We start from the raw sequence: 13,646 nt of genomic DNA on the forward strand, positions 1-13,646 counted from the left end.
AATGCTTCTTGCGACGCCCCGAAGGAAACCGCTCCTCTCCCGCCTCGCGGCCGTCTCCCATTCCCCCAACAGGTCGCGTGACGATCAGACGGTAGCGCTACCAAGCCTGCCTGTAAAGCGGCCATGCGGACGGTTTTCTTGTCGTTCGAAACACTCGGCGCAATGAACGGCACACCGGCAAACTACCCCCCATTCACAAAAGCCGGCACCAGCTTTTGCAGGTTTCCGCCGGGGCCGAATTCGACCCGGTCGAAGTCGCGGCTCGCCTGCCGCTGTGCCAGCGAGATCTGGACGAGTTGCCTCGTCAGCTCGGTTCTGATCTTGCTGCAGCCGGGGTCATCATTAACGGTCAGGCCGACGCTCACCGCCTCGATCTTGCGCACCATCTCGGCGATGGCTGCGCCATGCACTCTCTCGTGGGCGGCGAGCCCGGCGATGAACACCGTCCAGTTCTTCTGGACGGAAGCCGGCAACGGTTCGGCCGGCTTTGGCAAGGTGTAGGTGATGATCAGTTTCGGGCGCGCCGATTTGAGCACGCAGGCGTCACCTTGCGGCCTGTAGTCCCTGGTCCAGGTCAGCTTGAAATTGGTGTGCGCAATGACCCGACCCTTGCCGAGCAAGGGGCCGGCTTCGCCGATCGCGGCATAGAGTTCCGGGCCGGTCCGCCCTGCGATGGCGTAGGTCTCGACCTTTTCGACCGGCTTCCAGTCGGCGCGTGCCGGCGACGCCAGCAGGGAGGCCGCGAACAGGAGAAAGAACATGGCTGGTTTCATGGAAACGTCAGAGACACTGGGCTGAGGCAAAGATCAACCCGGCGCAATGCACTCAGGTCCCACGGCAGGCCGCGTCATAGTCGGCCAGCACCTGATCGACAGCTTCGAGAAGGATAGCCTCGGGATTGCCCGCCGGCCCGAGTTCGGCCGGCAGCGCCGGCAGGAATTGCCGCATCAGCGTTTCGGGAATGGCAACGTCGTCCAGCGCCTTGCGCAGGCGCTCGACCGCCGCGACAGCGGTGGGGTTGCTCCAATAATAGCGGATGCGATCGCTGTAGCTGTAATGCCGCTGCACATAGAGCTCTGCTTCGTTGCCATGATAGTGGCTGTGCCAATGGCCGGGTGCTGCCAGCATCGCGCTTTCCATGGTGCGGGCGAGCGACCGGTCGCCATAGTCCCTGGCCATTTCGGAGGCGATCAGGTCGAGCCCGTAAAGCGCCTCGCGCAAGGCGAAGGTCAGGCCGGGGCCGACCTTGAGGATAGGAAAGCCGTTTGCGACCAGCGCGGTCAAAGCCGCACGGGTCTGGTAGTCGGTCGAATGCGCCTCGTAGACGAGCGACGGCTGCTCATCGAGCAAGCCGGTCAGGCCCTTGGATTTTTCGGGCGCGTAGGCGACGACATTCTGGCTGCCGAATTCCACGCCCGGCTGCACCACCACGGCCATGACGCGGCCGAACGCCTCGGTCAGGCCTTCGCGGGCAAAGATCTCCCGGTGAACCTCGATCGTGCGCCGCGCCGCCGCCGCCTCGGTCGGCTTCAACTCGCTGATCGCATGGTCGACGCCGCCGGGGGCGGGAACTTCGGTGCCGATGATGTAGACCGGCAAGGTGCTGCCTGCGGCGTGCGCGCCCGTTTCGGCCGCCTTTGCCAGCCGCGCCGCCCGGGTGGCGATGGTCTCGTCGTCAAGCGCCGCCGGCTCGCCGGCGCAGCCCATCGATGCGTCGAGATGGATCTTGGTGAAGCCGGCCGCGATATAGGCGCCGACCATGGCCTCGGCCTTGTCCATCGCCTGCGCCGCCGGCTCTGCGCGCCACGGGTTCGGTCCCAGATGGTCGCCGCCGAAGATGATACGCGAGGCTTCCAGCCCCTCGCGGCAGGCGATCTCCAGCACGAAGGCGACGAACAGCGCCGGGGTCATTCCGGTATAGCCGCCGAACTGGTTGACCTGATTGCAGGTTGCCTCAATCAGCAGGTTTTTCTCCCTGTCGGCAACGGCGCGCCTGATCGCCGTCTGGATCACCAGCGGATGCGCGGAGCAGATCGAGGTGATGCCGTAGGGCGAGCCGTTTTTGCGCGCGCTGGCGAGGCCTGCAAGCGGGTTGGCGCTCATGTCCGTCTCGCTGTTCCCTTGATGAATTGATCGAGTCCGTCGAAGCTGGTGACGCCCTCCATCGGGCCGCGCCGGGTGACGTTGCGGGCGCCGGCGGCATTGGCATAAAGCAGCGCCTTGCCGGGCTCCATCCCCTGGCGGCGGCAGGTCAGGTAGGTGGCGCCGAAACAATCGCCGGCGCCCGTGGGGTCGACTTCCTCGACCTGAAAACCGGCGCAGTCGATCCTGGCGCCGTCGGCGCCGAACCAGGAAGAGCCGTCAGCACCGCGCTTCAGCACGATCTCGCCGACGCCCCTGGCAAACAGCGCCGCCACCGCCCGGTGCTCGTCATCGACGCCCGCCGTAGCGAGCAATTCGTCGCCGGACGGCAGCAGCAGGTCGGCATCGTCGATGAGTGCGGAAAACAGTGCGCCGTCGGAGCCGTCGATCAGCTCCTTGCGCACATTCGGGTCGAATGAGGTCGAGCCGCCGCGGGCACGAACCGCCTGCACTGCGTAGCTGACGATCTCCTTCAGCCCTGCCACCGACAGCGTCGATCCCATGATATGCAGATGGCCGGCCCTGTCCGCCAGCAGGCGCGCAGCAGTGGTCAGGTGGATCTGCCCGGCGGCGGATTCGGCGATGTTGTAGACGAAGTCCCTGATACCATCGGGCCGGTAGCGCACGAAGGCGCATCCCGTCGGGAAGCGGTCGCTGATATCGACGGCTGAGACGTCGACGCCGTCGCGCTCCAGCCTGTCCAGGTTGAGCGTGCCGAAATCGTCGCGGCCGACGCAGCCGATAATGCCGGCGCCGCCTCCCAGCCGGGCGACCTGATCGATGAAGATCGCCGGCGCACCGCTGGGGAATGGCCCGACAAGCGATTGCGGCTCGAGGAAGCCGAAACCCCGTTCCGTCGCCATGATCTCGACCAGGATTTCGCCGGCGGCAATCGTTGGCCCCACGGCCTCGGCGGCGATCTCGCTTCGGCGCGAAAGGCTCATGCTTGCGATTCCTCTCACACGCAAACTGATTGCTTGCCCGCGCAGTTATCCGACGCAAGTGTTTATCGGGTAAATCGCACATACAGCGAAGTCAATAAAACTCTACATGCGTATAATTTATCTGTTTCCGCGCGTACACATTGCAGGATTCGGGTGGCTGGTATCGTGGCACCGTGCAAATCAGGCGTCGACCGCAGCGAAAGGACAGCCATGCTCACGCTTCATGATTATTTGCCGTCGCAAAACGGTTGGAAGGCGAGGGTCGTGCTCGGCCTGCTCAACATTCCCTATGAAAGCCGCCTGGTGTCGATTTTCGAGGGCGAGAGCCACACCGACGCCTTCCTGAAGCTCAACCCGGCCGGCGCCGTTCCTGTGCTCGAACTCGAGGATGGCCGTGCGATCGCCGAATCGAATGCGATCCTCATTTATCTCGCCGAAGGCACGCCCTTGCTGCCGGCGGATCGCTATGTCAGCGCGAAAATTATGCAATGGCTGTTGTTCGAACAGTACCATGTCGAGCCGGTCATCGGCTCCCTGCGCTTCTGGACGCTGGCCGGAAGGCTGGAGCGCAACCAGGCGATGGTTCCGGCCAAGCGCGAAGCCGGCGCCCGCACGCTGGCAGCGCTGGAGCGCAGCCTGAACGACACGCCGTTCCTTGTCGGCGACACGCTCACCATCGCCGACATTGCTGTCTATGCCTACGGCCACCGTGCCGAAGATTGCGGCTTTGCGCTGGCGGCTTATCCGGCGGTCCTCGCCTGGACGGACCGGGTGCGCGACGCCATCGGTCCCGGCTATCCCGTGCATCTCTACAGCATCGATCCGCACTCGGCTGCTTGACGGCAAAAGGCGCGCGTTCACCTTGCTTAGTCGAAAAGAAGACCCAGATTCTGCTTTGTCGGCGGCTTTCGCTCGCAATCCGTTGACTGGATGGCCGGATCCCGGCGTCAACTCGACGACCGGCCGGCACTTAGCATGGAGGTGACCATGACACGCGACGACATCATTTCGGTGTTGGGGCCGGTAGACGAGGCGGTCATAGCCGACATCGCGCTGACCGGCGCCACCCTTGAAGAACTGCGCGAGGCGTTCGCTTGGCTCGGTGCCGACGAGGCGCTGGTCAACGAGGGTCGCCCCTTGCCGGGAACGAAGGTGGCGCGGCTGATCGAAATTCTCGATATGCCGGACGACGAGGACGGCCGGCAAGCGGCGTCGCAGTAGGCCGTAGGCGTAGGGTATCGGTCTGCGCCACCTTATTCCCTATTCCCTACGGCCTATTCCCTTCCCTTACGCCCTCGACAGCAGCCGGCGCATGATCAGCGAGGCGTGGCCGCCAACGCCGTGCGCGGCCGTGTGGCGCTCGACCACTTCGAAACCGTGCTTGCGATAGAAGGCGATCGCCCGGTCGTTGCCCTCGATCACTTCCAGCGCAATGCTGGGGATGCCGGCATGCGCGACAAGCACCGCGTGCAGCAGGTCGGTGGCGAGCCCGCTGCCGAACTCTGTCTTGTCGATGTGCAGCCGGTCGAGCAGGACATCGCCACGATCGTCCATCGCCGCCATCGCGTAGCCGGCGATCGAACCGTCCGGCCGTTCGGCCACGAACGACATCTTGTTGTCGTCCCCAAGTTCCTCTGCCAGCCGCTCGGGCGCATGCTTGTCGTCCGAGAGCCGCGCTGTATTTTCAGGTCCCAGGATCGACGAATAGGTGCGCCGCCAAGACTCTCCCAGCAGCCGCGATACCGACGCTACATCGTTCTCTGTCATCGCCCTGATCTGAACCATGGCCGATCCCTTACTGCCTTACCCGCGACTTCAGCCACCGATCGAAGGCCACGGCCAGGATCAGGATCAGGCCGATGACGATGCTTTGTGTGTAGGAAGAGACATTGTTGAACTGTAGCCCGTTCTGCAGCACGCCGATCAGTGCTGCGCCCACCACCGTGCCGCCGACCGAGCCGATGCCGCCGAATAGCGAGGTGCCGCCGATGACCACGGCCGAAATCACCGTAAGCTCGTAGCCGATGCCGGCCACGGCTTCGGAGGAGTTGAGCCGTGCTGACAAAACGAAGGCGGCCAGCCCGGCGAAGAAGCCGACGATGACATAGACCGAGATCAGAATGCGGTCGACGCGCAGGCCCGACAGGCGTGCGGCCTCGGCATTGCCGCCGACGGCATAGACGGCACGGCCATAGCGCGTATAGCGCAGCACGATGTGGCACAGGATGGCGGCCGCCGCGAAGATGATCGCGGGCACCGGCACCGGTCCGATGAGCCCGGTGCCGAACCAGCGCATCGAGGCGTCGAAACCGGAGATCGGTCCGCCATTGGAGATGGTCAGCGTCAGGCCGCGAAACACTGTGAGACCACCCAGCGTGACGACGAAGGGCGGCACTTTCAGCCTGGTGATGGCAAAGCCCTGGACGGCGCCGGCCAGCGCCCCGACGATGACGGCGGCAAGCAAGGCGGCGAACCAGCCATATCCTTGCGTGCCCGTGGTCGACAGCGACAGCGTGTTGGCGGTGCCGCCCTTGGCCACCACCGCCGCCACCATGCCGCAGAAGGCGAGCAGCGAGCCGACCGACAGGTCGATGCCGGCAGTGAGGATGACGAAAGTCATGCCAAGCGCGATCAGCCCGGTGATCGAGATCTGCCTCAAAATGTTGAACAGGTTGATTGGATCGATGAAGCTCGGCTTCAGCACGGTGAAGATGACGATCAACACCGCCAGGAACATCAGCGGCCCAAAACTCATCAGAAGCCGCGCGATGTTGATGCCGCTGCGCTGGGTCTGTTCGGTGGTGCTGGTCATTGCGTTGCGTCCTGCTTGCGGTCGAGCGCCATCAGTTCCATCAGTTTTTCCTCGGTCGCTTCGATGCCCGGCATTTCGCCGGTGATACGGCCGCGCCGCATCGTAACGATGCGATCCGACACTGCCAGCACCTCCGGCAGCTCCGACGAGATCATCATGATGGCGATGCCGCGTGCGGCAAGCTGCACCAGGATCTGGTGCACTTCGGCCTTGGCGCCGACATCGACGCCGCGCGTCGGCTCGTCGACGATCAGTACTTTCGGGTCGCGCGCCAGCCAGCGGGCCAGGATCACCTTTTGCTGGTTGCCGCCGGACAGCCCCTCGATCGCCTGCTCGGGCGAAGCCATGCGGATCGACAGTGCCTTGCGATAGCCGGCCAGCGCCTCGCGCTCGCGCCGTTCGGCCATGAAGCCGGCGCCATTGCTGTAGCGGCCGAGCGAGGCGATGGAGAAATTGTTGAGAATGCCAAGTGCTGCAAAAATCGCCTGGTGCTTGCGGTCTTCCGGCACCAGCCCGATGCCGAGTTTGATGGCGTCGGCGGGGGAGGCCGGGGCGATCGGCTTGCCGTCCAGCGTGATGTTACCCGCCGCGATGCGGTCGGCGCCGAAAATGGCGCGGGCAAGCTCGGTGCGGCCGGAACCGACGAGACCGGCAACGCCGAGGATTTCGCCGGCCTTCACATCGAGGTCGACGCCTTCGAGCACGATGGCGTGCGGCGCCAGCGGATCGCGCACCGTTCGCAAGCCTCGCACCGAGAGCCGGACCTCGCCGGCGACGTCGCGCTGCGTCGGCCGCGCGTAGAGTTCGGAGGCGGCGCGGCCGACCATCTTCTCGATGATCTTCGGAATCTGGATGGGCCGGCCGTCGCGGTCGAGATGACCGGCCAGCCTGCCGTCCCGCAGCACGGTCATGCGGTCGCAAATGGCGGACGCTTCTTCCAGCCGGTGGGTGACGAACATGATGGCCACGCCGTCCTTGCGCAGCCTGTCCATGATCGACATAAGCTTCTGCACCTCAGTCTCGGTCAGCGCCGAGGTCGGCTCGTCCATGATGATCAGGCGGCTTTCCAGCGACAGAGCGCGGGCGATTTCGACCAGCTGCTGTTCGGCTACCGACAGCGAGGACACCGGCGTCGCCGGATCGATGTCGAGACCGACGCGGGCGATGATCGCGCGCGAGGCGTCCTCCATCCTGCGCCAACTGACCAGCCCGAGCGGCCCGAGCGGCGCGCGGCCGATGAAAATGTTTTCCGCAACCGTCAGCGTCGGGATCAGGCTCAGTTCCTGATAGATGGTGACGATGCCATGCCGCTTGGCATCCTGCGGACTGGACGGCGCGTAGTCGGCGCCGTCGAAGACGATGCGGCCGCTTGACGGCGGCATCACGCCGGACAGGATTTTCAACAGCGTCGACTTGCCGGCGCCGTTCTCGCCGAGCAGGCCAAGGATCTCACTGGGCCGCACCTCGAGCGAAACGTCGCTGAGCGCGGTGACGCCGGAAAAATGCTTGGTCACGCCTTCGACGGAAAGGAGCGGGGGCGATGATGCGGTGGGCTCAACGGCGGACAAGCATTGCTCCCGGATTGCGATAGGCAGGGGGACAGCGCCCCCCTCTGTCCTGCCGGACATCTCCCCCACACGGGGGGAGATCAGCAGTTTTGCCGGCAGCACTTTTTCTACAGCGTTGGCGATTGGCGAAAACAGACGTGACGGCCAATCTCCCCCCAAGTGGGGGAGATGTCCGGCAGGACAGAGGGGGGCGCGACAGAGCGCGACCTCCACCCGTCATGGGCCTTACTCTCACTTCGTCTCGTTCAACCTCTCCGCCTTGTCGAGATTGTCCTTGCCGATGACGATCGGCGTCAACAGCACCAGCTTCTCCTTCGGCTCGGTCTTGTCCCTGGCGAAGGCGACCGCGATCTGCACCGCCTTGCGCGACTGTTCGCCGGGGAACTGCTCGACCGTGCCGGCGAGCTTGCCGTCGCGCACGGCGACCAGCGCTTCCGGCAGCGCGTCGAAGCCGTAGATCTTGACGTCGGTGAAGTTGCGCGCGGCACAGGCTTCGAGCGCGCCGAGCGCCATGTCGTCATTGGCGCAGATGATGGCGTCCGGCTTGCCGTTGGCGGCAAGCCCGGCCTCGGTCACCGACAGCGCTTCGGCGCGGGCGAAATTAGCGGTCTGCTCGAAGATGATCTGGTACTTGTCCTTGAGCGGATCGAGCACATTGTGGACGCCTTTGTTGCGGTCGATCGCGGGCCCGGCACCCGGCTGGCCCTGCAAATGGAACAGCTTGGCGCCGTTCGGGAACGCCGCCACCATGGCCTGCGCCTCGGCTTCGCCACCCTTGACGTTGTCGGCGCCGACATGGGCGAGAATGCCCTCGACGCCGTCGACGCGGCGGTCGATCGTCACCACCGGAACGCCGGCCTTGACCGCTTCCTCGATCGCCGGCGCCAGCGCGTTGACGTCAAGCGGCGAAATCACGATGGCGTTGACCTTCTGCACAAGTGCGGCCTCGATGTCGGCGGTCTGCTTCGGCGCCGAGTTCTGGCCGTCGCTCTCGGTCAGATTGACGCCTTGCGCCTGCGCCTCCGCCTTGATCTCGTTCAGCATGTGCACAAAGAACGGAAAGCCGAGATTGGGCACCGAGCCCAATATGGTCAATTTGTCGGCGGCAAAGGCCATGGGCGCGGCCAGCGCCATGGCGCCGGTCGCCACGGTCGACAACAGGAATTCGCGTCTGTTCATCAGATATCCTCCACATGAACGCAGGAGCCCGAAACCGGGAGCGGCTCGGGACGGTCCTTGCGTCAATTCAAAAATGGAGTGTCCTGTGACCGCCCCGAGGGGACGCGAGGCGCTCCAGCCGGTCCGCCGCAACGTTCTCCTCCGCACGGCGCCGACCCGAGGATGCTAGCCAAGGAAAATCGATTACGCAAGGTGAGGCGAGGGGCTGAAACTGCTAATCTCCCCCCTTGTGGGGGAGATGTCCGGCAGGACAGAGGGGGGCGCTGTCCCGCCGACATTGGCCAATTTCACTTACATCTTTGAGCTAACCTCTACGCAGAATACTTGATGCGGGCGATCCTTCGCGCCCCCCTCTGCCTTGCCAGGCATCTCCCCCACGAGGGGGGAGATTGGCAGCTTAGACGCCTCTACCGATCGATCGTCGTCATCACCCGCTCATTGTAGCGCGGCCCTGAGACCTTGCCCGGCGCAAGGGCTGCGTCGAGCGCAGCTATCTCGGCCGCGTCGAGCGTGACCGCGGCCGCAGCAACATTTTCTTCGAGATACTTGCGCCGCTTTGTCCCCGGGATCGGCACGATGTCAATGCGGAAACCGTCGCCCTTGCCGAGCACCCAGGCCAGCGCGATCTGTGCGGGCTTTGCCCCTTTGGCCGCGGCCACCTCCTGCACCGCAGCCGCAGCCGCGACATTGGCGTCGTAGTTGGCGCCCTGATAGCGGGGGTCGCCGCGGCGGAAATCGCCTTCCGGATAATCCTCGGCGCGCTTGACGTCGCCGGCGAGGAAACCGCGGCCGAGCGGCGCGAACGGCACCAGGCCGATGCCGAGCTTTTTGAGCAGCGGGATGATCTCCGGCTCCAGATTGCGCTCCCAAAGCGAATACTCGCTCTGCAGCGCCGAGACAGGGTGCACGGCATGCGCACGGCCGATATTCGCCGCGCCCGCTTCCGACAGGCCGAAGAAGCGCACCTTGCCATCGGCAACCAGCCGGCCGACCGTGCCGGCGACGTCTTCCATCGGCACCGCCGGATCGACGCGATGCTGGTAGTAAAGGTCGATATGGTCGGTGCCGAGCCGCTTCAGCGAGCCCTCCAGCGCCTCGCGGATATGGTCGGGCCGGCTGTCACGCTCCGTGCCGACCTGTCTGCCGTTTTCGATGCGGAAGCCGAATTTGGTGGCAAGGGTCACCTCATCGCGCCGGCCCTTCAGCGCCCGCCCGAGCAGTTCTTCATTGGCATAAGCGCCGTAGACTTCCGCCGTGTCGAGGAAGGTACAGCCGAGTTCGATGGCTCGGTGCAGGGTGGCGATCGATTCCGCCTCGTCGGCAGGGCCGTAGGACTGGCTCATGCCCATGCAGCCGAGGCCGATCACCGAGACCTGCAGCCCCTGGCTGCCGAGTTTGCGGGTGCTGAGGGTCATTGCCGTTCTCCTTGGGGCTGAGGAAAACTATAGCGGCCGCTCCTCCAGTTTCCATAGCTGTTCGGCGGAAGAACAGCGCTTCCCTTGACAAAACCCAGCCGCAAGCGCCTTTGCTGGCGGCCATTGGGGGCCATGGGGATACCAATGAAGAAGATCTACGAGAAGCCGACGCGGAACCGGCGTCAGCAGCTCTCGCGCGTCACCGCGCTCATAATTCCTTCGGACCACTAACCGAATATTGTCGTCGCCATTGCAAAGTCCGCTGCCGAGGCGCAGCGGTTTTTTGCTGCCGCCGGATCGTAGCGCTGCCAGAAGCAGGCGGTCAAAATTGACAGAGCAGCCGATCTCCAGCATCCTTATGCCGCCGCCATGTCTTGCGGTCTTGTGTATGAGTGAGCCATGGCCAGTTCCGTCACCAGCCAGAATTCCAAGCGCGCCGCGGTGCGCAAGGCGCTCGACCGCCACAAGGTCTACGTCACCGCGCAAAGCTTTTCCGGCGGCGTCTACTCGGCCCGCGTGCTGGTCGACGGCGAGGCCTACTGGGTCGACGAGTTCCGGCTGAGCCAGCTCCAACAAGGGCTGTCCCCGGCCGAGCTAGACCTGACGCCCGCCTCAGACGATTGAGCGTGATCTCCACATTCTTCGCACCACGCTGGGAAATCTGAAATGTTGGCGGGACAGCACTGTGCAGGAACGCGGCGCAGGGAAGGTTCGTCCGCCGCCGCCGCTCCCGCCTGACCCATGCCAACCCCGCCAAAACTCAAGGCCTACCGCGCCAAGCGCGAATTTACGAAGACGCCGGAACCGGCGGGCGGGCTCATTTCAGGCGACGGCAACCGCTTCGTCGTCCACAAGCATCACGCCACCGCCGACCATTACGATTTGCGCCTGCAGGTCGGCGGCGTGCTGAAAAGCTGGGCGGTGCCGCGCGGGCCCTCGCTCAACCCGGCCGACAAGCGGCTTGCAGTCGAGACCGAGGACCATCCGCTCGAATATATCGACTTCGAGGGCGTCATTCCCGAAGGCGAATATGGCGGCGGGCCGATGATCGTCTGGGACACCGGCACCTGGGCACCGATGGACGATGTCGACAAGAGCCTGCGCACCGGCGCCTTCAAGTTCCGGCTGGCCGGCGACAAGTTGAATGGCGGCTGGATGCTGACCCGTCTGAAGCCCAAGCCCGGCGAAGACAGCGAGAAGAAAAACTGGCTGCTGTTCAAGGAGCGCGATCTCGCCGCCGATACCGGCCTCGACATCCTGGAAGCGCGGCCGGAAAGCGTGAAGTCCGGCAAGCGGATCGAGGAGCTGGTGGCGCCGCCGAGGAAGCCGGCCCGCCTGCCGCCCAAGCCCGGCGCGCTGAAACCCGGCGCGTTGTCCGGTGCGGTCAGGGGCGATCCGCCGTCGCGCATCGAGCCGCAGCTCGCCACGCAGGTGCCGAAACCGCCGGGCGGGCCGGTGGAAGACACAGGTGAACTCTGGCTGCATGAAATAAAATTCGACGGCTATCGTACCATGGCGCATGTCGGAGATGGCGAGGTCAGGTTGATCACCCGCGGCGGCATCGACTGGACGAAGCGTTACGGCGACCTGCCGCAAGCCTTTTCCCGGCTACCGCTCAGCCAGGCGATCATCGACGGCGAGATCATGGTGCTGGACGAGAAGGGCATCTCGCGTTTCGCGCTGCTGCAGGATGCGCTGTCGGCGGGTGCGGGCAGCAAGCTCCATTTCTATGCCTTCGACCTGCTGCATCTCGACGGCTGGGACCTCCGCAAGGCGCCGCTCGCAAGACGCAAGGCCTTGCTCGCCGAACTGCTAGCCGGGCAGGGCGCCAACTCCGCCATCCAGCTGAGCGACCATGTCGAAGGCGACGGGCAGGGGCTTTACGATCAGGCCTCGATCCTTGGGCTGGAAGGCGTCGTCTCCAAGCGCGCCAACGCCATCTACCAGAGCGGCCGCACCAAGACCTGGACCAAGGTCAAGGCGCTGGAGACCGGCGATTTCATCATCGCCGGCTACACCGTTTCCGACGCGGCCGAAGGACTGGCGGCAATCGGCATGGCTGAATTCGCGGATGGTGAACTGCACTATCGCGGCAAGGTTGGCACCGGCTTCGATGCCGCGACGGCGGGCGACTTGCTGGCCCGGCTGCAGCCGCTGCGCGACGGCGCGACAGCACCCGAGGGTGTGCCGCGCGAGATCATGCGCGAGATGAAATGGGTGCGGCCGATGCTGTCGGCCCGCATCCACTACGCCAACCGAACGGCGGACAATTCGCTGCGCCACGGTGTGTTTCGGGGCTTGCGCGATGTCGGCCTGTCGACGCCGGTGTCGCCGAAGCGCAAGCGGCTGATCGCCGAAGCCGATCTCGCCACCATCTGGGTGACCAATCCGGAGCGGCGGCTGTTCGGCAAGACCGGACCGACCAAACTCGACATCGCCGTCTATTACGCGCTGGTCGGCGATTTCATGCTGCCGCATATCATGGGCCGCCCGGTGTCGCTGGTGCGCTGCCCGACGGGCCTGCCGAAGGACTGTTTCTTCCAGCGCCACGCCTTCACCGGCATGCCGCCGTCGGTGGTCACTTTTGATGCCACCAACTCCGAAGGTGAAACCAAATCCTATCTGTCGGTCGAGGGAGCAAAAGGTTATCTGGCGCTGGCGCAGTTCGGCGTCGTCGAGTTCCACACCTGGGGCACGCATCGCTTGAGCCCCGACAAGCCCGACCAGATCGTTTTCGATCTCGATCCGGGTGAGGGCATCGCCTGGCGCGAAGTGGTCGAGGCCGCCGTCCACATCAAGGGCGAGCTGGAACGGCTCGGCCTGGTGCCGTTCGCCAAGACATCCGGCGGCAGCGGCATCCACATAACCGTGCCGGTGACGCAAAAGCAGAACTGGAAGAAGCTGCACCAGGCGACCAGCGCCATCTCCACGCTTCTGGCGGCCACCGCGCCCGACACTTTCACCACCACAATGGGCAAGGAAAACCGCAAGCGCCGCATCTTCATCGACTATCACCGCAACGCGCGCGGCCACACCTCTGCCGCCCCCTATTCGCTGCGCGCCCGCACCAACCTGCCGGCGTCGACGCCGGTGAGTTGGGCAGACCTTGAGACGATCGATGCGCCGCAGGATCTGAACTATTCGTCCTTGCCGGGGCTGTTGGCGACGTCGGGCGATCCGTGGGCGGACATGGAGGATTTCGCAAGAGATTTGCCGTTGTTTTCGGGGAAGTAGATCGGGAGGTGTTGGCGATCCGGCACACCCCCCCTCTGTCCTGCCGGACATCTCCCCCGCAAGGGGGGAGATCGGATGTCGCCTCTGCTTTCGCCAATCGCAAACCTTGCAAGAGGAGCGATAAGGTTGAAGCTGCCAATCTCCCCACTTGGGGGGGAGATGTCCGGCAGGACAGAGGGGGGTGCTGTCCCTCCGGCATGACTTACTTCCCCAAGTCCATCGACCATGCGGACAATTTGAATTATCCTCCGTCGGTGCCCTCCAGCTCACCTGGAAGGTTTCGTCAGGAATTTGCCGGTATGTTTGGGGCCGGTGTAGGATTTCCGCAGCACCATTCGTCCTTTGGACGAAG

The 13,646-nt window shown here is 64.6% G+C and carries 13 protein-coding genes; 4 read left to right on the plus strand and 9 right to left on the minus strand.

The features are described 5' to 3' along the window. Positions 1 to 182 precede the first annotated feature (182 nt). From NLY36_RS27915 to NLY36_RS27925, 3 genes are read right to left on the minus strand one after another with little or no spacing between them, the layout of a single operon-like run. On the minus strand, positions 183 to 773 hold the full coding sequence (locus NLY36_RS27915) for a DUF922 domain-containing Zn-dependent protease (RefSeq protein ID WP_023735434.1): 591 nt from the start codon (positions 771 to 773) through the stop codon (positions 183 to 185). Between the two features lie 52 nt (positions 774 to 825). Further along, positions 826 to 2,103 carry a D-tagatose-bisphosphate aldolase, class II, non-catalytic subunit gene (locus tag NLY36_RS27920; RefSeq protein WP_023699146.1) on the minus strand — a complete coding sequence of 426 codons (1,278 nt, stop codon included), beginning with the start codon at positions 2,101 to 2,103 and terminating at the stop codon, positions 826 to 828. Continuing rightward, the gene (locus NLY36_RS27925; protein WP_023735433.1) at positions 2,100 to 3,086 is read right to left on the minus strand and encodes a tagatose kinase; all 987 of its coding nucleotides are present in this window, start codon (positions 3,084 to 3,086) and stop codon (positions 2,100 to 2,102) included. The genes NLY36_RS27920 and NLY36_RS27925 overlap by 4 nt, the downstream gene beginning before the upstream one ends. 210 nt (positions 3,087 to 3,296) lie before the next feature. On the opposite strand from NLY36_RS27925, the gene NLY36_RS27930 reads away from it, so the two are divergent. Next, positions 3,297 to 3,926 (plus strand): glutathione S-transferase family protein, encoded by a 630-nt coding sequence (locus tag NLY36_RS27930; RefSeq protein ID WP_023735432.1) that lies wholly within the window; start codon positions 3,297 to 3,299, stop codon positions 3,924 to 3,926. Between the two features lie 147 nt (positions 3,927 to 4,073). Then, positions 4,074 to 4,307, plus strand: coding sequence for a hypothetical protein (locus tag NLY36_RS27935; RefSeq protein ID WP_031249097.1), 234 nt, complete (start codon positions 4,074 to 4,076; stop codon positions 4,305 to 4,307). Between the two features lie 66 nt (positions 4,308 to 4,373). On the opposite strand, the gene NLY36_RS27940 is transcribed toward NLY36_RS27935, so the two are convergent. The 6 genes from NLY36_RS27940 to NLY36_RS27965 all read right to left on the minus strand — a co-directional run bounded on the left by NLY36_RS27940 (position 4,374) and on the right by NLY36_RS27965 (position 10,414). Next, positions 4,374 to 4,871, minus strand: coding sequence for a GNAT family N-acetyltransferase (locus NLY36_RS27940; RefSeq protein ID WP_023735430.1), 498 nt, complete (start codon positions 4,869 to 4,871; stop codon positions 4,374 to 4,376). A gap of 10 nt (positions 4,872 to 4,881) precedes the next feature. After that, positions 4,882 to 5,898, minus strand: a complete 1,017-nt coding sequence (locus NLY36_RS27945) for an ABC transporter permease (RefSeq protein WP_023735429.1) — start codon at positions 5,896 to 5,898, stop codon at positions 4,882 to 4,884. After that, entirely contained in the window at positions 5,895 to 7,526 is a 1,632-nt protein-coding gene (locus tag NLY36_RS27950) for a sugar ABC transporter ATP-binding protein (protein ID WP_502882024.1), read from the minus strand. The genes NLY36_RS27945 and NLY36_RS27950 overlap by 4 nt, the downstream gene beginning before the upstream one ends. A gap of 171 nt (positions 7,527 to 7,697) precedes the next feature. Then, complete coding sequence (locus tag NLY36_RS27955) at positions 7,698 to 8,645, minus strand: substrate-binding domain-containing protein (protein WP_023673481.1); 948 nt, start codon at positions 8,643 to 8,645, stop codon at positions 7,698 to 7,700. A gap of 407 nt (positions 8,646 to 9,052) precedes the next feature. Then, the gene (locus NLY36_RS27960) at positions 9,053 to 10,060 is read right to left on the minus strand and encodes an aldo/keto reductase (protein WP_023735427.1); all 1,008 of its coding nucleotides are present in this window, start codon (positions 10,058 to 10,060) and stop codon (positions 9,053 to 9,055) included. A 27-nt stretch (positions 10,061 to 10,087) separates the two neighbouring features. Continuing rightward, positions 10,088 to 10,414, minus strand: a complete 327-nt coding sequence (locus NLY36_RS27965) for a hypothetical protein (RefSeq protein ID WP_156933187.1) — start codon at positions 10,412 to 10,414, stop codon at positions 10,088 to 10,090. Positions 10,415 to 10,459: 45 nt separating this feature from the next. Here NLY36_RS27965 and NLY36_RS27970 point away from each other — a divergent pair, with 45 nt between their 5' ends. Further along, entirely contained in the window at positions 10,460 to 10,684 is a 225-nt protein-coding gene (locus NLY36_RS27970) for a hypothetical protein (protein ID WP_023673483.1), read from the plus strand. A 117-nt stretch (positions 10,685 to 10,801) separates the two neighbouring features. Further along, positions 10,802 to 13,294, plus strand: a complete 2,493-nt coding sequence (gene ligD, locus NLY36_RS27975; RefSeq protein ID WP_023735426.1) for a DNA ligase D — start codon at positions 10,802 to 10,804, stop codon at positions 13,292 to 13,294. Positions 13,295 to 13,646: the final 352 nt, after the last annotated feature.

It is taken from the genome of Mesorhizobium sp. C399B (assembly GCF_030323185.1).
In the GTDB taxonomy this organism is placed as follows: domain Bacteria; phylum Pseudomonadota; class Alphaproteobacteria; order Rhizobiales; family Rhizobiaceae; genus Mesorhizobium.